We start from the raw sequence: 20,177 nt of genomic DNA, 5'->3' as shown, positions 1-20,177 counted from the left end.
TATGAAGAAGTTGACCTTACTTTCTTTGCCTGCGGTAGGCGCTACCGCACTATTGGCAATCGGACTGAGCTCAAGCAGCTTGGCAAACAATCAAGGATTTCCTCTCGTGGATGAACGCCAAGATCAAGCCGAGCAGCAACCTGCACGTTACTTTGTTAAGTATCATGAAGGAAAAGAGAGCGAAGTGAGAGCGCTTCTTCGTCAGCACAACATTGAAGTGGTCGACGCTCTGGTGAAACAACACGTGTTGGTTGTGGTGGGTGAACAGGCGGAAGTCGATAAGCTCGCCGCTCACGATGCGGTCGAATACACTGAGCAAGAGCCGACAAGAAAGCTGCTATCTAACGGAAATACGCTTCAATAAGCCAAACCTCCTTAAGATAGTGCCAAAAAGAAAAACGCCCCTCACGTGAGGGGCGTTTGTTTTCTTTCTACGATTGTTTTGTATGATTATTTTTTATGACTGGTTTCTTCTAAAGCTAGTCGCTTGCTATGACTAGAGATTCTTGAAGATTGATGCCGATGAGCCTATTCCCGCATCAATCAAGCCAGTTCTCAGCTAATCATATTCAAGCTAACCACTTAGCGAACAATCAGACCCAGTAAGATACCAACAGCGCCGAAGTCTGCGTCACTAAAGGTCGTGTTAGCAAAGCCTAGGTCGCCCAGTACTGGCATTAGGAATACTGGTAGGAAGGTAATCAGTAGACCTTGTGCAAAAGCACCCAAAATTGCACCGCGACGACCGCCTGTAGCGTTACCAAATACACCTGCCGCTGCACCTACAAAGAAGTGTGGAACGACACCAGGGATAATCACAGTAAGACCCATCACGTAAAGTAGGAACATACCCAAAAGACCCGCCGCAAAGCTCGATAGGAAGCCAACCAATACCGCATTTGGTGCGTATGGGAATACAACCGGACAATCAAGCGCAGGTTTTGCGTTTGGTACTAGTTTGTCTGAGATACCTTTAAACGCTGGAACGATTTCTGCGATAACCATACGTACACCTTGAAGGATGACGTACACACCACCGGCGAATGTGATGGATTGCATCAATGCGAACATGAACCAGTGCTTACCACCACTGACTTCGCGTACAAAGTCACCGCCAGCGAAGATACACGTCACCATAAAGATGATGCCCATGGTGAATGAGATTGCTACTGGCGTATCACGTAGGAACAACAAGCTCTTAGGTACGTTCATCTCTTCAGTAGAGTGTTCTTTGTTACCGAACTTGCTGCCAATAAAGCCCGCTAGTACGTAAGAAAGGGTAGAGAAGTGACCAATAGCAACGTCGTCAGAACCTGTTACTTGCTTCATGTACTTGTGAGCAATCGCAGGGAAGAACACCATCACAGAGCCCACAACCAGAGAGCCAAGCGCGATCAGTGGAACACCTTTCATGCCGCTAGAAGCAAGGATCGCTGCTACCATCATCGACATAAATAGTGTGTGGTGACCCGTTAGGAAGATGAATTTCCAAGGCGTGAAGCGAGCGATCAAGATGTTCACCAACATACCGAAGAACATGATCATCGCCATCTCTTTACCAAACGCTTCTTGCGCGATAGAGACGATAGCTTCGTTGTTTGGAACCACGCCTGTGATGCCAAATGCGTGTTGGAAAATTGTCGCAAAGTCACCCAGAGAAGTTACAACCAGACCTGCACCCGCGCCAAGCACGATGAAACCAAGAATGGTTTTTACCGTGCCTTTAATGCACTCGGTGACCGGTTTTTTCTGGGCAATTAAGCCGATTAGGGCGATAAGACCTACCAGAACCGCCGGCTCTGATAGGACATCGTTCATCAAGAAACTGAAAAATTCCATAACGCCACCTTATAGAGCGCCAAGCTCTTGAAGTGCTACAGATAGACGCTCTTTCATTGCCACTTTGTCGACCATGTTATCAAGCGCAACGATGCGAGGTTCAACGCCAAGTGCGTTCAACTGTTCAACGATGTCGTTAGTACCGATGAAGATGTCACAATCCGTACCTTTTGCAGAACCTAGATCGATATGATCCACTTCTGCGTTTACATTCAATTCTTTCACGATGCCTTTGATGCTCATTTCCATCATTAGGCTAGTACCAAGACCGTGACCGCAAACAACCATAATTTTCATAATTCAGACCTTTTCTTTTTATAGGGGGGTATGCCCATTTCGAAGGGCACATCAGGAGTTAGTATTTTTCGATGACCGCGAGAACATCTTGTGTGTTTTGAGCGGTGCAGATGGCTTCTACATGCTCTTCATTCATAAACAACTCAGCTAGTTTAGAAATCGCATCCACGTGCGAGTTACTGTCTGTCGCGGCTAGCGTAACCAGCATTTTCACTGGATCGTTACCTTCAGAATCGAAGTTCACGCCGCTTTGAATCACTGTGATTGCAAGAGACAAACGGTTAACGCCATCTTCAGGGCGAGCGTGTGGCATTGCCATACCAGGACCTACCACGTAGTAAGGACCGAGCTCTTCGTGTGAGCGGTAAATAGCGTCCACGTAGCTTGGCTCAATCGCGCCATTTTCAATCAGTACTTCACAGGATTTGCTCACCGCATCTTTCCAGTCAGTAGCATCAGAATGGATGCGAATCACATCAGAGGTAATCAGTTCACGTAGCATTGGATCTTTCCGGTTTGTTGTTTTGTTGATGGGTACTTTATCGATCAATTTGTCAGAAAAACCTGAGAATGATCACAAATGGTAGCGCTATCTGATAGCGCTATCATAAATTGTGATAGCGCTACCATTTTTATCAGTCATCCGAGTTTCATATGCTTGTGATCGAGTTCTAATGCGCTAATATCAAAACCACTAAAACGCTGTGGTAAGATGTCGCGGCAGAAAATAGAGAACACTAAATAAGAACAATGAGCGAACCTCGCAAACGAAGAAGTACTGGCAATGTCACCTTGGCGGACGTCGCTAAAAAAGCCGGCGTAGGCACCATGACGGTGTCGAGAGCATTACGAACGCCCGAGCTAGTATCTGACAAGCTGAGAGAAAAGATTCAACAAGTGGTTGATGAGCTCGGCTATATCCCGAATAAAGCGGCAGGGGCTTTGGCGTCTGCTGAAAGTTACTCCATCGCTCTTATCATTCCTTCCCTGTTTGAAAAAGCGTGCGCGCTTTTCTTACCGAGCTTTCAACAAGCGTTGAACAAGGCGGGTTATCAATTGCTGCTTGGTTACAGCGACTACTCGGTAGAGCAAGAAGAGAAACTGCTTTCGACATTTTTTGAGAGCCGTCCAGCCGGAGTGGTGTTGTTTGGTAATGAACACAGCCAACGTACTAATCAGCTTTTGGAAGCCTCGAACACGCCAGTATTGGAAATTGCTGAGTTAAGCTCGAAAGCCAGTTACCTCAATATCGGCGTTGACCATTTTGAGGTGGGTAAAGCCTGTACCAAGCATGTGATTGAACAAGGCTTCAAGAACGTGGGCTTCATTGGTGCGCGTGGCGATCACTCCACTTTGCAACGTAAGCTACACGGCTGGCAAAGCGCGATGATTGAGAACTACCTTGCACCGGACCATTTCTTAACCACCCACGAAGCGCCATCTTCACAATTAGGTGCGGAAGGGTTGGCAAAGTTATTGCTGCGCGATTCAAGTTTGAATGCTCTGGTATGTAGCCATGAAGAGATTGCGATTGGCGCGTTGTTTGAGTGTCACCGCCGAGTGCTGAAAGTCCCGACCGACATTGCGATTATCTGTTTGGAAGGCTCTTCCATGGGTGAGCACGCCTACCCAAGTTTGACCTGCGCGGAATTCGATTACGAACGTATGGGGACGAAAGCCGCAGACAAGTTACTGCAAGCCATTAAAGGTGAGCCTGTAGAGCATGCAACGGACATGGGCTTTAAGCTAAAACGCCGAGCTAGTACTGCGATCAACTAACCTCATTTGGTTAGAAACTAATACGTGATACAAAAAACCTCTCGATGCTGAGAGGTTTTTTTATGCGTGAGAATAGTGACTGTCGACTAAGGACGCTCACCTGCTGCTAGGCGACGTTCGATATCTGCAACCACTTCTGGGAAGTCAGCAATGGTGTCGATAAGGTAGTGCGGCGAGCTCTTGATCAATTTTGTACGCGCTTTTTCACGAGCGGCATCAAGCGTTGCTTCGTCCGCGGCTTGGTATTCTTCAAACGTTAGACCCGCTTCGTTACCAGAAAGCAGCAAACCAACGGTCCACATACCGGCGTTGTGACCTTCATCGATGCCCGGTGCTGCGTCATCCACTTTGATGCACGCATTAACGTCAGTTACATTCAGCTCAATCACATTCTTCAGTGCCATAAATGGTGCCGGGCGACCACCTTGAGGCAGGTCATCCGTTGCTACCACGTAATCCGGTTTGTAGCCGTAATCCGCTGCAACAGGAATCAGCACATCCATCACTTCGCGAGGGTAACCAGAACAAGAACCGATCTTGATGCCTTTGTCTTTCAGACCGTTCACAACTTCAATCACATTAAGGATTGGGTCTGCATGGTCTGCCACTTTTGCTTTTTGCAGAGGCATGAATGCTGCGTAGATAGCGTCGATGTCTTCGCTGGTCATTGAGCGACCAAACTTCTCATTCCAACGCTTATCAACCGCAGGGATGCGACCCACAGCTTGGATGTGATCCCACTTACCAAGTCCCATTGGTTCGCGCGCTTCTTCAAGGTCGATTTCAAAATCAAAGCCTTGTTTGAATGCTTCCACAAAGATGCTGGTTGGCGCAAAAGAGCCGAAATCGACGATAGTGCCAGCCCAGTCAAAGATCACTGCTTGAATTGGTGAGTTGCTCATGTTCAATCCTTTTTCTTGCTTGCTAGAGCGCTTGCCTATACGTTGGAACCGCGCTCTGGATAAATTGGTTTTGAGGTTAGAAGTAGTTAAAGTCTTTGCACACTTTGGCGATGGCTTCTTCAAAGATCGCCAACGCTTCTGTCAGTTGTTCGCGAGTGATGATCAGCGGTGGGCTGAGTTGAATCACATTGCCTTGCGATACCTTGAAGCTCACGCCGTTGTTGAGGCATTGGTACAGCACAGCTTCCGCTTCGTCATACGCGCGCGATTTGCTTTCGTGGTCAGTGACCAACTCAATACCCCACAACATGCCAATGCCACGCACATCACCAATCACTGGGTATTTGGCTTTCATCTCTAGCAGCTTTTCACGCATGAACTGGCTGTCGGCTTTGACTTTATCTAGCAAGCAGTCTTGTTCAATGGCTTCCATAGTTGCCAGTGCTGCAGCACAACCGATAGGGCTTTTCTCATGAGTGTAATGACCCATTGAGATTTGCTCAGCAGTGTTGTATTTGTCTTTGGTTACCATGGCAGCGATAGGCACTAACCCTCCGCCCAAACCTTTACCGATGCAGAGCATATCTGGCTCGATGTCATAGGCTTGGTAGGTAAACCATTCACCGCTGCGACCCATGCCGTTAGGGATGTCGTCGATGATCAGCATGACATTGTGTTTGTCACAGATTTCGCGGATGCGTTTCCAATAGGCTTTACTCGGCACTTGTACGTCGGTATTACGAACCGCTTCTGCGATAAACGCGCCCACGCCACCTTCTTTCTCAATCACGTATTCAAGGTAGTCGGCGTAATGCACGTCGCTGCCGTCCGCGACTGGGAAAGCACCACGGTAAGATACGGCTGGTGGAATGCGCTCAACACCTGCCATTAATGGCCCCATGCCTTGTCGGAAACACGCTTCGCCACCTACTGAGATGGCATCCAATGATGCGCCGTGGAAGGAATCCCACAGAGACACCACCTTGTAGTTGCCCGTGATGTGGCGTGCTAATTTAAGAGCCATACCAACCGCAGATGTGCCACCCGGAGCAAACAGCACACGGTTCAATTCACCGCCACAGATTTGGGTGAGCTTTTCGGCACATTCAATCGCGGTCTCGTTGGTAAAACGACGTGGTGAAAACGGCAGTTTGGCAATTTGCTCTTGCACGCGTTTCATCACATGCGGGTGACCGTAGCCCAACTGGTGGACGTTATTGCCATGGAAGTCCATGTACTTTTTGCCGGTGGCATCTTGGATGTAGATGCCTTCTGCTGCTTCCAAGGTATCTAAGCAAGGCGTCGACATGGCTTGATGAAGAAAGACTTCCGAGTCACGCTTCAATAATGCTTGCGTGCGTTCGTCGTCCATCGATGCATTCCAAGCTTGGCGCGCTGGTGTCGTGTTGACATCACCTTCGCTGCGGAAATGAGTCGGTTTGATATTCTGAGTCATAACGCTCTCTCAATCAGAAGGCTGCTTTACGCAACTTGCCAGTACATTGCTTTTTCAATTGCACCGATTAAGCGCTCGATATCTGCTGGGTAAACTTCGCCAATGTTGCCGATGCGGAAGCAATCTGCGTTCGATACTTTACCCGGATAAATCACGAAGCCTTGCTCTTTCAAACGCGTGTAGAACGCTTTGAACTGGTAATCACTGTGCGTCGGAGAGTAGAAAGAAGTGATGATTGGCGAGTGAAGGTCATCACTCAGTAGTGGCTCAAACCCCAAAGAACGCATACCTGCAACCAGTGTTTTCTGGTTAGTTTGGTAACGGTTATGACGAGCTTCAATGCCGCCTTCTTGTTCCAGCTCTAACAAGGCTTGGTAGAAAGCGCGAACCGTGTGCGTTGGAGACGTGAAACGCCATTTACCGTGGTTCACTTCCATGCAGTGCCACTGGTCGTAAAGATCAAGGCTCAAAGAACGTGCCTGACCTTGGCACTTTTCTAGCTCAGTTTGTTTCGCAATCACAAAGCCAAAGCCCGGCACGCCTTGAATACATTTGTTTGCAGAGCTGATCATAAAATCGATGCCTAGCTCAGCGATATCGATAGGAATGCCACCAAAGCTCGACATGGCATCGAGAATCACCACTTTGCCGTGTGCTTTTGCTGCAGAAGCAAATTCCTCAATTGGGTTAAGCATGCCAGTGGTTGTCTCGCAGTGAACAATCGCCACGTGTGTGATCGCAGGATCCGATGCCAATGCAGTTTCCACCTCGTTCAAGTGTGGCTGTGATGTTTCGCCTGGGGAAACTACATGGCATGGAATATTTAGGTAATCAGCGATCTGAGCGATACGCGCACCGTAAGCACCGTTGTCGACAACCAACAATTTTCCATCTTTGCCAATGGCGCTGCCAATCGTCGCTTCTACTGATGCGGTGCCACTACCTTGCATTAGTACGCTGGTGTAGCCGTCTTGCTCCGTCGCCAGTTTTACAAGCTTAGTGCGGATCACTTCTACAATGTCTTTGTTGTATTCATCATCCCAAGTACACCAGTCTTTCAGCATGGTTTCGCGTACTGTTTCAGAAGTAGATAGAGGACCTGGAGTCAGTAGTAGGTATTCGTTTTTCATCTCGATTTCCATCAGAATAAGCTAATTGGTCTACACCAAAATTTGAGTTCACTCTAGCGAGGAAGAAAAGGGCAGTAAATAGGTGAATCTCCAATTTCATAAAACTTTAATATCCAGAAAATGGCGGATCAATTGAACGATTATTTATCGCAAATTTTCGTAAAACTGCCATTTAATGGTCATGATTTCGTCACAAAGGCTCAGTAGGGTGTATATCGTCAACTGGTACAGACCAAATTGAAACTTAGCCAAATTAACTGGAGAAAATGATGAAAAACCGTTTGATGAAAGGATCGCTGGCTGCACTTGTCTCTCTGCTAGCTACGAATGCAATGGCAGCACAGGAAGTCACGGTTTACACCGCTTTCGAAACTGACATTCTTGCTAAATACAAGTCTGCGTTTGAGAAAGATAACCCAGATATCAAGATTAAGTGGGTTCGCGATTCAACCGGTATCATGACGGCGAAATTGCTGGCAGAAAAGAACAACCCTCAAGCGGAAGTGGTTTGGGGTCTTGCTGGCTCGTCAATGGCACTGCTTAAAGATGAAGGTCTTCTTAAGCCTTACACACCAAAAGGTTTGGAAGAGCTGCACGCGAACCTAAACGACCCTCAATCAAACCAAGCTTGGTTCGGTAACGATGCGTTCTTTAACGCAGTTTGTTTCAACGAAGCGGTAGCGAAACAACTTAACCTACCGAAACCAACGTCTTGGGAAGACCTCACAAAGCCGGTTTACAAAGGTCACATTGCAATGCCGAACCCAGCTTCTTCAGGCACTGGCTACATGCAGGTTTCTGCTTGGCTACAAAACATGGGAGAAGATCAGGCATGGAACTACATGCGTGACCTAGACAAGAACATTGCACACTACACGCACTCGGGCTCTAAGCCATGTGTTCAAGCGGGCATGGGTGAAGTGGCTATCGGTATTTCGATGGCAAGCCGCGGCGCGAAGCTGAAAACACAAGGCGCACCACTAGCGGTTATCACACCAAAAGGTATCGGCTGGGAATCAGAAGCCGTTGGTCTTGTAAAAGAGTCGGATGCAGCGAAGCGCGTTGTCGACTGGTCAATCTCTAAAGCAGCAAACGAGCTTTACGTAGAAATGTATCCGGTGGTTGCACATAAAGAAGTGAAAGCGACTGTGTCTAACTTCCCTAATGTTCAAGAGAACATGGCGAAGATGGACTTCGCGCAAATGGGCAGTAAGCGTGCAGAGATTCTAGCAGCATGGTCTGAGAAGTTCGATGCGAAATCAGAGCCAAAATCTTAATTGAATTTGCTTTGAGTTGAATGCTGAAATCCACCTCGGTTGAGGTGGATTTTTTGTTTTCTCTGTTATTTCAGAGTTTGCTGAAAGTAGATTCCTAGTCTCACCTAGGTTCGCTGGAATGACGGACTTAAGAAAGTTGGGAGCTTCTATCCGCACTTACAACGTCATTCTCGAGAGCGACGAAGGAGTGAGTCGGGAATCTCTAATTGTCACCTAAACAAACCTCATCGCCCTTCATCTATTTGTCATCTTCTGGCTATAAATTTGTCATTGGAACGTAACACTCCAAAACTAAAGTTGGTATATACCATTTGGAGCGTGTGTTATGTCAACTAACCAACATTACCTAAATATCGAAAATGTAGTGAAGCAATTCGGACAATTCACTGCATTAAAGAAAATCTCGCTAGCGATTGAAAAGGGCGAGTTCGTTTGTTTTCTTGGTCCTTCTGGCTGCGGTAAAACCACTCTGCTACGTGCCATTGCAGGTTTAGACTTGCCAACGTCTGGTGCGATTTTTCAAAACGGTCAAGAGACCACATTCCTACCACCAGAGAAGCGCGATTTCGGCATCGTATTCCAATCTTACGCGCTGTTTCCGAACTTAACTGTGCAAGAGAATATTGCGGTGGGTTTGAAGAACCAAGGCATGTCGACCAAAGAAGCGTTAGAGAAGGTGGATTATTGGTTAGAAACCATTGGTCTTCCAACCTCTGGCGAGAAATTCCCGAACCAACTTTCCGGTGGTCAACAACAGCGTGTTGCTTTGGCTCGTGCATTAGCTTTGTCTCCGGGTCTACTGCTGCTTGATGAGCCATTATCGGCGCTGGATGCAAAAGTACGTGTTCACTTACGTGATGAGATTTGTAAGCTGCAACGCAAGCTAGGCATTACCACCATCATGGTTACGCACGATCAGGATGAAGCGTTGTCGATGGCGGATCGTATCGTGGTAATGAACCATGGTGTGATTGAGCAAGTCGGCACACCTCAAGAGATCTACCAACAACCAGCCACGCGCTTTGTCGCTGAGTTTGTCGGCAGCATGAACTTTATTGAAACCTCAGTCGCAACGGACTCCCAAGTACGCATTGCAGAAACCCTAATGCCAGCGCCAAGCTTGACCAATCGTAAGATCCAACGTGGTGACCGCTTTGACCTTGCGGTGCGTCCTGAAAGCATCAAGTTCGTTGAAAACTACAACAACTCTTTACCTGTGCGAGTTACCGCAACCGAGTTTTTAGGGGCGTTTTTCCGCATTGATTGCGTATTGCAAAACGACAGCTCAACGAAAACCATCGTCGTGGATGTGCCTGTGGAAACGGTTCAAAAACTCAATATCAAGGCGGGCGATGTACGTTACATCCAGTTTGCTGAAGAAGGGCTACATGGTTACGCCGTGCCCTCGGTTGATAAAGCGCTAGCAGCGTAGGTGTAAACATGGATGCGAAGACAATGACGATGAATAGCCTGACCACACAAGACAAAGCAAAATCCTTACTCGGACGTGTTAGCCGTGACAACCTTGTGTTGTTCGGTTTGCTCGCTGGTTTGTCGACCATGATGGTGCTGTTCATCTTAATGCCGCTTTGGGCAATGTTGACCAAGAGTGTGCAAAATGCCAATGGCGAATTTGTTGGATTGGCCAACTTTGCTACGTACTTTTCTTCTTCAAGCTTATGGGTGTCGGTGGGAAACACCTTCACTTTGGGCGTGATTGTGACCTCGGTAGTGGGTGTGCTTGCATTTGGCTATGCCTACGCGCTGACTCGTTCACGCATGCCGTTTAAAGGTTTGTTCCAAATCCTAGGTACTGCGCCAATTCTTGCGCCTTCGTTGCTACCAGCGATCAGTTTGATCTTCCTTTTCGGTAATCAAGGCATTGCCAAAGAGATGCTGTTAGGAAACTCGATTTACGGCGTGATTGGTATCTCGATGGGTTTGATTTTCTGGACCTTCCCTCATGCATTGATGATTTTGACGACTTCGCTGCGCACTTCAGATGCCCGTTTGTATGAAGCAGCCCGCGCACTGAAAACTTCACCCATCAAAACTTTCTTTATGGTGACGTTACCTGCGGCGAAATACGGTTTGATCAGTACGCTTATCGTCGTCTTTACGCTGGTTATCACGGACTTTGGTGTGCCGAAAGTGATTGGGGGCAGCTACAACGTTCTGGCGACTGATATCTTCAAGCAAGTTGTGGGGCAGCAAAACTTTGCCATGGGTGCGGTGACCAGCATTATGTTGTTATTCCCTGCGGTAATGGCGTTTGGCGCAGACCGCTGGGTACAGAAAAAACAAAAGAGCTTATTCGACACTCGCTCGGTGCCTTATCAGCCAGAACCTAATAAAGCGCGCGACAGCATCTGTTTGGTTTACTGCAGCATCATTTCTATCGCAGTGCTGGCGGTGCTTGGTATGGCGGTGTATGGCTCGTTAGTTACGTTCTGGCCTTGGAACAAAGCGCTGACGCTAAACAACTACAACTTTGCCGAAATGAGCACTTACGGTTGGAGCCCATTCTTCAACTCGCTAACGCTAGCAGGTTGGACGGCAGTTATTGGTACAGCCATCATTTTTGTCGGTGCTTACTGCATTGAGAAAGGGCGTGCGTTCGATCCAATTCGCCAGGTGATGCAAATGCTTAGCGTGGTGCCAATGGCGGTACCGGGTATGGTGCTTGGTTTGGGTTACATCTTTTACTTCAATGATGCGAACAATCCTCTGAACGTGCTTTATGGCACCATGGCATTCTTGGTGATTAACACGGTAGTGCATTACTACACCGTGGGTCACATGACTGCACTGACAGCGCTAAAGCAGTTGCCATCGGAGATTGAAGCCACGGCGGCATCGGTGAAGCTTCCTCAATACAAGTTGTTCTTTAAAGTGACATTACCTGTGTGCTTACCTGCGATTTTGGACATTGCGACTTACTTGTTTGTTAATGCATTGACCACCACTTCTGCGGTAGTATTCCTTTACTCAACCGATACGATTCCGGCTTCGGTCTCGATTCTGAATATGGATGATGCAGGTCAAACTGGCGCTGCAGCGGCAATGGCTGTGATGATTATGATGGCTGCCGCAATTGCGAAGATTGTTCAGATGACTTTGGGTAAATTGTTAGAAAATCGCACACAAGCTTGGCGCAAAAGATAAGGACACTTCGTGCAATACGTAAAAATTAAAGATTCGATTGTTGAACAGATTGAAGCGGGCATGCTATCGCCGCGTCAAAAACTGCCAGCAGAGCGTAAGTTGGCGGAGTCGTTCGATACTACACGCGTCACTCTGCGTGAAGCTTTATCACTGCTAGAAGCGGAAGGTCGAATCTATCGCGAAGATCGCCGAGGTTGGTTTATCTCACCTGAGCCATTGCGTTACGACCCAACCCAAACGCTGAACTTCCCGAACATGGCGAAAGCGCAAAATCGTGTGCCAAAAACGGAGTTGGTCGCAGCAAAAGGGACGCTGGCAAACAAACAAGCCGCGCGCTTGTTGGACTTGCAACCTTTCTCGGACGTGTATCGAGTCGACCGAGTGCGATACCTTGAAGACAGGCCTGTGGTGTTTGTAACAAACTACATTCGTCCAGAGCTGTTTCCGAACCTGCTGGATTACGATTTATCAAATTCACTGACGGACATTTACCGCGAGCATTATGGCGTGACGTATCAAAAGATTCGCTACCGCATTTCAACCAGCACTTTGTTGGGTGAAATGGCTCAGGCACTGCGCGCGACAGCTGGCACTCCCGCGATGGTGGTGGAGCGCATCAACTACAACCAACACGGTGAGTTGATTGATTGCGATATCGAATATTGGCGACACGATGCCATCAGCATTGAATCTCTGGCGGAACTCAATCGTTAAGTGGATTTTTCCATCATCTAAGGCTCCATCTCGGGGCCTTTATTTTATTCAGACAGGAACATTGAAATGGATATGTTGGCGATTGGTCTCGTCGTTTTCTCTGCTGTTCTCCATGCGGGTTGGAATATCCTTGGTAAAAGCAACTCAGGTTCTGGACTCGCGTTTACCATGGCCGCCAGCTTCTCTGCATGTTTCATTCTTACCCCTTATTTGATTTGGTATTTGGCGACCATTGGCTGGACATCATTACCGAGCGAGTTTTGGGGATTGCTGCTCATTAGCGGCATTTCACAAATGGTTTATTTGATCGGTTTGATTGTCGCTTATAAGCACGCGGACGTGGGTGTGGTTTATCCAATTGCTCGGGCACTGCCAGTGATGATGGTCGGCGCAATCAGTGTGGCATTGGGGCATGAATTATCCAGTCAGCAGTGGCTTGGATTCTTGCTGATTACCCTTGGTTGTATGCTGGTACCACTGACGAACTTTCGTCAAATGACATTGGGCTCTTATTTGAACGTTGGTGTGTTCTGGGCATTGATTGCCGCAATAGGCACAACGGGTTACTCCGTGGTTGATAAAGAAGCGCTGAGTTTACTCACAGGGCAAGCGTCAGAGATCTTGAATGATCAGTACAGTGCGATCTTTTACTTAGGCGTGCAGTTTTGGGCAATTGGTATTCCTGCTCTTGTTTGGTGCTTGGTTACAGGCAAGCCAGATGAGATTAAGACTGCGTGGCAGATCCGCAAAACAGCCAGCATGGCGGGGGTAATGATGGCATCCACCTACGGTTTGGTGCTGTTTGCGATGACCATGACCGACAACGTGAGTTTGGTCGTAGCACTAAGGCAAATCAGCATTGTGTTTGGATTGTTTATGGGGATTTGGTTTCTGTCTGAGAAATGGTATCTCACCCGAGGGCTTGGCGTTACTTCTATCGTGGCGGGGATCATTCTCGCGCTTGCGTATTGACCTATATTCACGAAAAAAGGCAGCGAATGAGCCTCTCGCTGCCTTTTGTATTAACTTGTAAGCCTTGTTTAAAAACGCAGTTGCGCACCAAACATCACGCCGCTAGAGTCAAAATCGCTGTTTTTTGAGTACACATATTCTGCATTCAAACCAAAGTGTTTATAGCTCCAGCCGATACCGCCAGCGGCTTCCCCTCCGACACTTGAGTGTTCGATGTTCTTGCTCTGACCGTTCACTTTATAAGTGTATTCGAGAGTGTAGAGAGTGACACCTGCCTTGCCGTACAGTTCGAAACCTGAACCCAGAGGATAGCTAGCATAGCCACTCAAGCGAGGTCCGGAGAAGCTCGTATCGGTGACTTCTGAAATCGGACTCACGAGTATCGAGCCGATACCGTCAAACGCGCCTTTATAACCTGCTTCGATACCAAAGTTATGTGTTGGCATGTAGCGGTAATATATTTCACCTAAGAACATGTCGCCTGATTCTTTGCTTGTCGGAGCATCGTAGTTCACATCGCCATAGCCAATGTTTGTACCTATGATGTGCTCACTGGTTTCTGCATTGGCTGACAAAGAAAAAGCCGACAACACTAAAGCAGTAATGAATGAATAACGCATGAACGCTTCTCCTTAGCTTTTAGCTTGCTCGCCTTTTAATATTTGTTCGAAAGTGATCTTGGTGTTGTCTAGCCATTCATAACGGCGACGATACATCGAACGCTTAGAGCGCGACATGCCTTCGATATCTCGACGGGGTGCATTTACATCAATTGAGTAAAAATGACGATTGTATTCGGTGCCGCCCAATTCTTGCCAGAGTGCATCGTAATCCGTTTTGATTCGCCCTTTGCTGTAGCGCTTAGCTGCGTAAGTATGCGACTGCGTTTTCACTGCTAGAATCGTGTTCACTTCCCAAATTTGTGCGAGCAAAGTGAGCAAGCTCACCATCAAGCTTTTTGGTCTCTGTCCGTAAAGCTTACGAGTTAGCTTTTTAATTTTCGCGTTGTTTTCTTCACTGCTTCGCGGTCCTTGTAAGCCGCCAATCATAATGCTGCGTCCAGATTCGATGTGACCGAGCGTAAAAGAGAGCGTGTAGAAGTTGCCATCTTCAGCGCTGTGCAGCACTAGGCTCATGTCGCCTTCTTTTTGATAACGTGCTTCGTATACTAATCTCACCGAGTACAGTATTTCGTCAATTTCAAAAGAGGCTAATGTTAGGCCTTTCGAGTCTGTGTAGATTTCTTCGATTGTTTGTTTAGAAAACAGTTCTGAAATCGTTTTATAGTGATCAACTACCAAGTTAGAACGATCGAACGCTGAGTTGTTTTTGATGATATACGGACGAAACGGTTTCTCTAAAAACCGATGCGTACGTGTACAAAGCAACTCTAACAATGACGATTCAATATTGTCTGAAAGGTGCTTAAATGCACGTTTGTAATAAAGCGCACGTAAGATGAACTTAGCTCTGTAGGTCCAAATTGGCTTGTAGACATCAGCATAATCATCTGAGTAAATCGATTTGCTATGGTAAAAAATGGATTTGTTTGCGGTCATTTTCACTCCAGATTAACTTGTGCTCAATAGCGACAATTAAGAACCGACGGACGAGCAGCGAAGAACCCGAAAAGGAGGAATGCAAAGCACGACTGAAAAGAGGTGGTTTTTGCTGTGTCCGACGTTTGTGTAAGGTTTTGAACACTGTTCTTTTGCTGGAATTCTAAGAGAAAATTGACCTTAGGTATTGTATGGTTTGGTAAGGAAGTGTCAGGTTGAAACCCATTGTTCAAAAGAAAGAAAATGCGAATGTCGGCTGAATATGACGTTGAGTTGCTAAGTTAATGTGAAATAAGTTGAACGAAAATTGAACATTATTTGAAATTGTTTTGACGTGTTTTAGGTCTTTATACGTACCTTATAAGTATCGAGCCAATTTTGGCCCGATGTAAAGGTAAGTAAGGAGAGGTTTATGAAACGCTTAACAACTTTAGCAAGTACGATTGCTCTGATTGCTGCACCTTCTATGGCTCTTGCTAGTGGTTATCAGTGGACAAACGATACCGAAACTATCCATGGCGACGTAATGGATAGCAAACAAGCGGCTTATGAAATGGGCCGAGACATGATCCAAAGCTACCAAAATAAATCATCTGGACAACTCCGTGATGAGTTTACGAGCCTTACAACGTATGTTGATCGCCAATCGTTTTCTATCACTGACTCAAAAGTCATGGTAAATGAGTTCTTGCAAAGTGACGGGCAAGTTGTTTACCAGCCTATTCTCAATGTTCAATACGAGTACCGCATGCGTGATACCGGTAAATACTAACCAGTAAGACGGACTTGAATTGTTTACCACTAATATTTTTTGCTGTTTGTTTTGGGGAGCCACGAGCTCCCCATTTTGTTTTTGTCGAAAGCGAAAATTTTCACACTCTCAGTGCAACATTTTCTATCGCTCAGCGTTAGATTTTCTTGCTCGTTGATTGTCATCATCGTTTGTAAAGTGTTTGCGGAAATGGATGTAACGCACTAACGAGGATACCCGATGACACATCATTCATATTGGTTCAAGCAGGCAATTGAAGCTGAGCAACCAGAAACGCCACAACCGTTACAGCAGAACATTAATACTGACGTTGCGATTGTTGGTGGCGGATACACCGGACTTTGGACCGCGATTATGATTAAGCAGCAATCTCCGGAAAAAAAGGTAGTCGTGATTGAAAAAGGCCTTTGTGGCAGTGGTGCATCGGGCGCAAACGGCGGTTGTATGCTGACTTGGTCTACCAAGTTTCCGACATTGAAACGGTTATTCGGTGAAGAACATGCTGCTTGGTTAGTAAAAGAGTCGGAACAAGCAGTGCTAGAGATTGACGACTTTTGTCAGCAGCACAACATTGATGCGCACTTATCGTTGAAAGGGGTTTATTACACTGCAACCAATCAGGCTCAAACTGGGGGAATGCAGCCAGTTGTGGACGAGTTAAAGCGATTAGAAGTGAACAGTTGGCGTCGTTGCTCGGTGGAGGAACTGCGTGCCAATGCGGGTTCACCTCGACATATAGAAGGCTTTCACTCTCCAGTTGCAGCCAGCGTTCAACCTGCATTATTAGTGAGGGGGTTACGCCGTGTTGCTATTGATCTGGGTGTAGAAGTTTATGAGAACACGCCGATGACGCGTCTAGATTATGGAAAACCTGCCACTGTCTGTACACCTAAAGGAAATGTTCAAGCGCAGCAGGTGGTATTGGCATTAAATGCATGGATGGTGGAGCAGTTTAAACAGTTCAAAAACAGTATCGTGGTGGTCTCTTCCGACATGGTGATCACCAAGCCCCTTGGTGACGCACTACCTCTATCTGGTTGGCAGGCAGGTTCTAGCGTGTTGGATTCACGTATCTTCGTCCACTATTACCGAGATACGCCAGATGGCCGTTTGATGTTGGGGAAAGGCGGCAATCAGTTTTCTTTCAATAACCAAGTCGACGCAATGTTTAACAAGCCAACACGCTACCAAGGTCTACTGCGCAAGTCGTTCGATAAGTTGTTTCCTCATTTGAGAGGAGAGGAGTTTGCTTATTCATGGACGGGGGGCTCTGATCGTTCTGCTACTGGTTTCCCTTTTTTCGGCGAGCTAGATAAACAGAGCAATATCTTTTACGGATTTGGTTATTCAGGCAATGGTGTAGCGCAGACTCGAATGGGCGGAAAGATCTTATCTTCATTGATATTGGGAATCGATAACGAGTGGACGAACAGTGGTTTAGCCAAAGGACCGTTGGGGTATTTCCCACCAGAACCGCTTCGCTGGACCGGGGCTATGATAGTGCGCAACGCGGTACGTCGAAAAGAGGAAGCAGAAGATAACGAGAAAACGCCGTTTATCTGGGATAAGTGGCTAGCAAAACTCGCGGGACCAGCAGGCAAAGCGGATAAGCTTGACTAAACTGAAGACTTTAGCCACAAACGAGACAGTTTGCAGTGAAAGTCATTGGGGCGCGATGAAGCCTTGTGTTAGCCTCTGTCTTTCAAGCTCAGATTTAAAAGGTGAGTCATAAAATGAAAGTATTCAGCAACTTCGATAGCGGCAGCATTCACGTAGTGAAAGCGGACGACAAAAACGACATCCAACTCAAAATTCCTAACGACAATATGTCGGAATTCTACCAGTGGTTCCACTTCCGTCTTGAGACAGAAGCCGAGCAATCACACACCATCAAATTGCTTGATTTGGCTAAATCGGCTTATCCAGAAGGATGGCAAGGTTACGATGTGGTTGCGTCTTACGATCGTGAAGAATGGTTCCGAGTACCGGCAGAGTTCGATGGCGACACGCTGACTTTCACTGTAATCCCTGAGCGCAGCTCAATTTACTTCGCGTACTTTGCGCCATACACGTACGATCGTCATTTAGACTTGTTACACATGGCACAAAGCGCGCACCACTGCCAACTAGAGACGCTTGGTCATACGCTAGATGGCAATGACATGAGCTTGCTTACTTTTGGTGAGCCAGAAGAAGGCAAAAAGAAAATCTGGATGATTGCACGTCAGCACCCAGGTGAGACCATGGCGGAATGGTTCATGGAAGGTATGATCCAACGTCTGTTAGATGAAAACGACACGGTTGCGCGTGCATTGCTTGAAAAAGCGGTGCTTTACGTCGTACCAAATATGAACCCAGACGGTGGTATTCGCGGTCACTTGCGTACCAACGCAGTAGGTGTAAACCTAAATCGTGAATGGCAAACGCCATCAATGGAAAAGAGCCCAGAAGTCTACCTTGTGCGTCAGCGCATGCTGGAAACGGGTGTTGACATGTTTTTAGATATTCATGGCGATGAAGCGATTCCGTATAACTTCGTCGCTGGCTCAGAAGGTATTCCTTCTTACGATGAAAATCTTGCCGCTTTAGAGACATCATTTAAGCAAGCGTTACTGACTATTACGCCAGAGTTCCAAGATGAGATTGGTTACGATAAAGATGAGCCTGGTAAAGCGAATTTGACGGTGGGTTCAAATTGGGTTGCAGAGCAGTTCAAATGCTTGTCTTACACAATCGAAATGCCATTTAAAGATAACAACAATCACCCAGATCCACTTTACGGTTGGTCTCCTGAGCGTAGTGTCTTGTTTGGGCAAGATGTATTAGCTGCAACGTTAACCGTAGCGGATAAAATTTAGCGCGACGAGTTAACGCTTTTTCATTATTTCGAAAACAGCTCATTTAAATGAGCTGTTTTTTGTGCTCTCCAGATCCACGCTCCCCTGTAAAAATTTGTTGCCATTCACAAGCTTAAATGATGATTCTTAAATTTGAGAAAGTGGCTTTTTATGGTGATTTGCGTCACAGAAAGTTGGCTTCTTTGTGATATTCTCCGCAACGAATTGACTATGGCTAAACCAACGCAACGAACTTTGTTTTTCGGTTGGGTATGCGGATGAAGCTCATGAATAGATGGTCTTGAGGTTACCTTTTTCCGTTTTACGTCATTGGCGTTTGAATATCATTTTTGATTCTTTCCTACGCTATTTAGCTATTTCTATTCGAAGAAAAGAGAAAGTTACGGCTTCATATTTTACGGCAGTATGCTGCCGCGATGTGTTGCTTTGTGTACAAGAAAAAGGAAAAGAATAATGAAAAAAATCGCTATAGCAGTGGCTACTGTACTTGCTGGTGGTGTGATCTCAAACGTTGCACTTGCTGACACTTACATGGGCGGTAAAGTAGGTTACAACTCTCTAAACGATGCGTGTTACCTAAACGAACCTTGTGACGACGACAGTTTTGCAGCATCTATGCACTTAGGCTACAGCTTCAACAAGTACGTTGCAGCAGAGTATGGTGTTGATTACCTTGGTGACTTCACTGCAAACTTCAAAAAGCCTGGCCTAAACACCGTTGATGGTGATCTTTGGGCGTTGACGCTTGCTCCTAAATTTAACCTACCGCTAACGGATTCTTGGAATCTATTCGCGAAAGTTGGTGCTGCATACATGATGGCTGGTGACGAGAAAGATTTCGTACCAACTGGCTCTCTGGGTGCTGAATACCAAATCAACTACAACTGGAGCCTACGTGCTGAATACCAACGCTACCAAGATATGTCTGATGATGTAATTGAAGACATGGATTCAGATTTCTTCGGTATCGGTTTCAACTACAAGTTTGGTTCTGAGCCTGTCGTTCAAGAAAAAGCCGTTGAAGAGGTGGTAGAAGCACGTCCTGCAACACGCATTGTAGATCACGTTTACCCTGCTCAAACAACAGCGACAGTACAATTCGACTTAGAAAGTGCAGAAGTGAAAGACGCGTCGAACCTTTCTGGTACCGTTGATTTGATGAATACTTACCCACAAGCTCAAGTTGAGATCACGGGTTACAGCGATACGACAGGTTCTGCTGCTTACAACAAGCAACTCACAGAAAAACGTGCGAAAGCCGTTGCTGACGAGTTCCAAGCAAAAGGTATTGCGGCTGAGCGTATGACAGTGAAAGGCATGGGTGAAGCTAACCCAGTGGCAAGCAACGAGACACGTCAAGGTCGTCAAATGAACCGTCGTGTTGAAGTGGTTGTTCCTGCGTTTGAATACCAAACAACTGAAAAAGCAGAATAATTCCTGCTTAAGATAAAGTTCCA

The 20,177-nt window shown here is 46.7% G+C and carries 19 protein-coding genes; 11 read left to right on the top strand and 8 right to left on the bottom strand.

What is annotated here, in order from left to right; translation table 11 throughout:
• Position 1: 1 nt before the first annotated feature.
• Positions 2-364: an ATPase gene (locus R7035_RS05580; protein WP_213872749.1), complete on the top strand. Its 363-nt coding sequence runs from the start codon at positions 2-4 to the stop codon at positions 362-364.
• Positions 365-582: 218 nt separating this feature from the next.
• Here R7035_RS05580 and R7035_RS05575 read toward each other — a convergent pair whose 3' ends face one another.
• From R7035_RS05575 to R7035_RS05565, 3 genes are read right to left on the bottom strand one after another with little or no spacing between them, the layout of a single operon-like run.
• Positions 583-1,839: a PTS ascorbate transporter subunit IIC gene (locus tag R7035_RS05575; RefSeq protein WP_005384349.1), complete on the bottom strand. Its 1,257-nt coding sequence runs from the start codon at positions 1,837-1,839 to the stop codon at positions 583-585.
• A 9-nt stretch (positions 1,840-1,848) separates the two neighbouring features.
• Complete coding sequence (locus R7035_RS05570; protein ID WP_005374080.1) at positions 1,849-2,136, bottom strand: PTS sugar transporter subunit IIB; 288 nt, start codon at positions 2,134-2,136, stop codon at positions 1,849-1,851.
• Positions 2,137-2,194: 58 nt separating this feature from the next.
• Positions 2,195-2,638 (bottom strand): PTS sugar transporter subunit IIA, encoded by a 444-nt coding sequence (locus R7035_RS05565; protein WP_005374077.1) that lies wholly within the window; start codon positions 2,636-2,638, stop codon positions 2,195-2,197.
• A gap of 248 nt (positions 2,639-2,886) precedes the next feature.
• On the opposite strand from R7035_RS05565, the gene R7035_RS05560 reads away from it, so the two are divergent.
• Positions 2,887-3,915, top strand: a complete 1,029-nt coding sequence (locus tag R7035_RS05560) for a LacI family DNA-binding transcriptional regulator (RefSeq protein WP_005384358.1) — start codon at positions 2,887-2,889, stop codon at positions 3,913-3,915.
• 86 nt (positions 3,916-4,001) lie between these two features.
• Here the strand turns inward: R7035_RS05560 and phnX are convergent, their stop codons facing one another.
• The 3 genes from phnX to phnW all read right to left on the bottom strand — a co-directional run bounded on the left by phnX (position 4,002) and on the right by phnW (position 7,403).
• Complete coding sequence (phnX, locus tag R7035_RS05555) at positions 4,002-4,817, bottom strand: phosphonoacetaldehyde hydrolase (RefSeq protein WP_262651464.1); 816 nt, start codon at positions 4,815-4,817, stop codon at positions 4,002-4,004.
• 76 nt (positions 4,818-4,893) lie between these two features.
• Entirely contained in the window at positions 4,894-6,273 is a 1,380-nt protein-coding gene (locus R7035_RS05550; protein ID WP_256900879.1) for an aspartate aminotransferase family protein, read from the bottom strand.
• Between the two features lie 26 nt (positions 6,274-6,299).
• A complete protein-coding gene (gene phnW, locus R7035_RS05545; protein ID WP_256900880.1) occupies positions 6,300-7,403 on the bottom strand; it encodes a 2-aminoethylphosphonate--pyruvate transaminase in 1,104 nt (367 codons plus the stop codon).
• A 266-nt stretch (positions 7,404-7,669) separates the two neighbouring features.
• On the opposite strand from phnW, the gene R7035_RS05540 reads away from it, so the two are divergent.
• The 5 genes from R7035_RS05540 to R7035_RS05520 all read left to right on the top strand — a co-directional run bounded on the left by R7035_RS05540 (position 7,670) and on the right by R7035_RS05520 (position 13,531).
• Positions 7,670-8,680, top strand: coding sequence for a putative 2-aminoethylphosphonate ABC transporter substrate-binding protein (locus R7035_RS05540; protein WP_005384363.1), 1,011 nt, complete (start codon positions 7,670-7,672; stop codon positions 8,678-8,680).
• Positions 8,681-9,005: 325 nt separating this feature from the next.
• On the top strand, positions 9,006-10,112 hold the full coding sequence (locus tag R7035_RS05535; RefSeq protein ID WP_005395343.1) for a putative 2-aminoethylphosphonate ABC transporter ATP-binding protein: 1,107 nt from the start codon (positions 9,006-9,008) through the stop codon (positions 10,110-10,112).
• A gap of 8 nt (positions 10,113-10,120) precedes the next feature.
• Positions 10,121-11,845, top strand: a complete 1,725-nt coding sequence (locus tag R7035_RS05530) for a putative 2-aminoethylphosphonate ABC transporter permease subunit (RefSeq protein WP_033906280.1) — start codon at positions 10,121-10,123, stop codon at positions 11,843-11,845.
• A gap of 9 nt (positions 11,846-11,854) precedes the next feature.
• Complete coding sequence (phnR, locus tag R7035_RS05525) at positions 11,855-12,559, top strand: phosphonate utilization transcriptional regulator PhnR (protein WP_005374048.1); 705 nt, start codon at positions 11,855-11,857, stop codon at positions 12,557-12,559.
• Between the two features lie 66 nt (positions 12,560-12,625).
• Positions 12,626-13,531: an EamA family transporter gene (locus tag R7035_RS05520; protein ID WP_033906282.1), complete on the top strand. Its 906-nt coding sequence runs from the start codon at positions 12,626-12,628 to the stop codon at positions 13,529-13,531.
• A gap of 68 nt (positions 13,532-13,599) precedes the next feature.
• On the opposite strand, the gene R7035_RS05515 is transcribed toward R7035_RS05520, so the two are convergent.
• Positions 13,600-14,151 carry an outer membrane beta-barrel protein gene (locus R7035_RS05515; protein ID WP_005374044.1) on the bottom strand — a complete coding sequence of 184 codons (552 nt, stop codon included), beginning with the start codon at positions 14,149-14,151 and terminating at the stop codon, positions 13,600-13,602.
• A gap of 12 nt (positions 14,152-14,163) precedes the next feature.
• Positions 14,164-15,090: a VirK/YbjX family protein gene (locus R7035_RS05510; protein WP_005384371.1), complete on the bottom strand. Its 927-nt coding sequence runs from the start codon at positions 15,088-15,090 to the stop codon at positions 14,164-14,166.
• Between the two features lie 412 nt (positions 15,091-15,502).
• Here R7035_RS05510 and R7035_RS05505 point away from each other — a divergent pair, with 412 nt between their 5' ends.
• From R7035_RS05505 to R7035_RS05490, 4 genes are all read left to right on the top strand, one after another.
• Entirely contained in the window at positions 15,503-15,862 is a 360-nt protein-coding gene (locus R7035_RS05505; RefSeq protein WP_005374041.1) for a DUF3316 domain-containing protein, read from the top strand.
• Positions 15,863-16,081: 219 nt separating this feature from the next.
• Positions 16,082-17,482, top strand: coding sequence for an FAD-dependent oxidoreductase (locus R7035_RS05500; RefSeq protein WP_042523350.1), 1,401 nt, complete (start codon positions 16,082-16,084; stop codon positions 17,480-17,482).
• A gap of 113 nt (positions 17,483-17,595) precedes the next feature.
• Positions 17,596-18,720 (top strand): M14-type cytosolic carboxypeptidase, encoded by a 1,125-nt coding sequence (locus tag R7035_RS05495; RefSeq protein WP_017819760.1) that lies wholly within the window; start codon positions 17,596-17,598, stop codon positions 18,718-18,720.
• A 453-nt stretch (positions 18,721-19,173) separates the two neighbouring features.
• Positions 19,174-20,154: an OmpA family protein gene (locus R7035_RS05490; protein WP_005374035.1), complete on the top strand. Its 981-nt coding sequence runs from the start codon at positions 19,174-19,176 to the stop codon at positions 20,152-20,154.
• Positions 20,155-20,177 lie beyond the last annotated feature (23 nt).

It is taken from the genome of Vibrio sp. 1731 (assembly GCF_033339955.1).
Classification (GTDB): domain Bacteria; phylum Pseudomonadota; class Gammaproteobacteria; order Enterobacterales; family Vibrionaceae; genus Vibrio; species Vibrio alginolyticus.
Note: the sequence above shows the minus strand (reverse complement) of the source record. Positions and strands in the feature narration are given on the sequence as shown.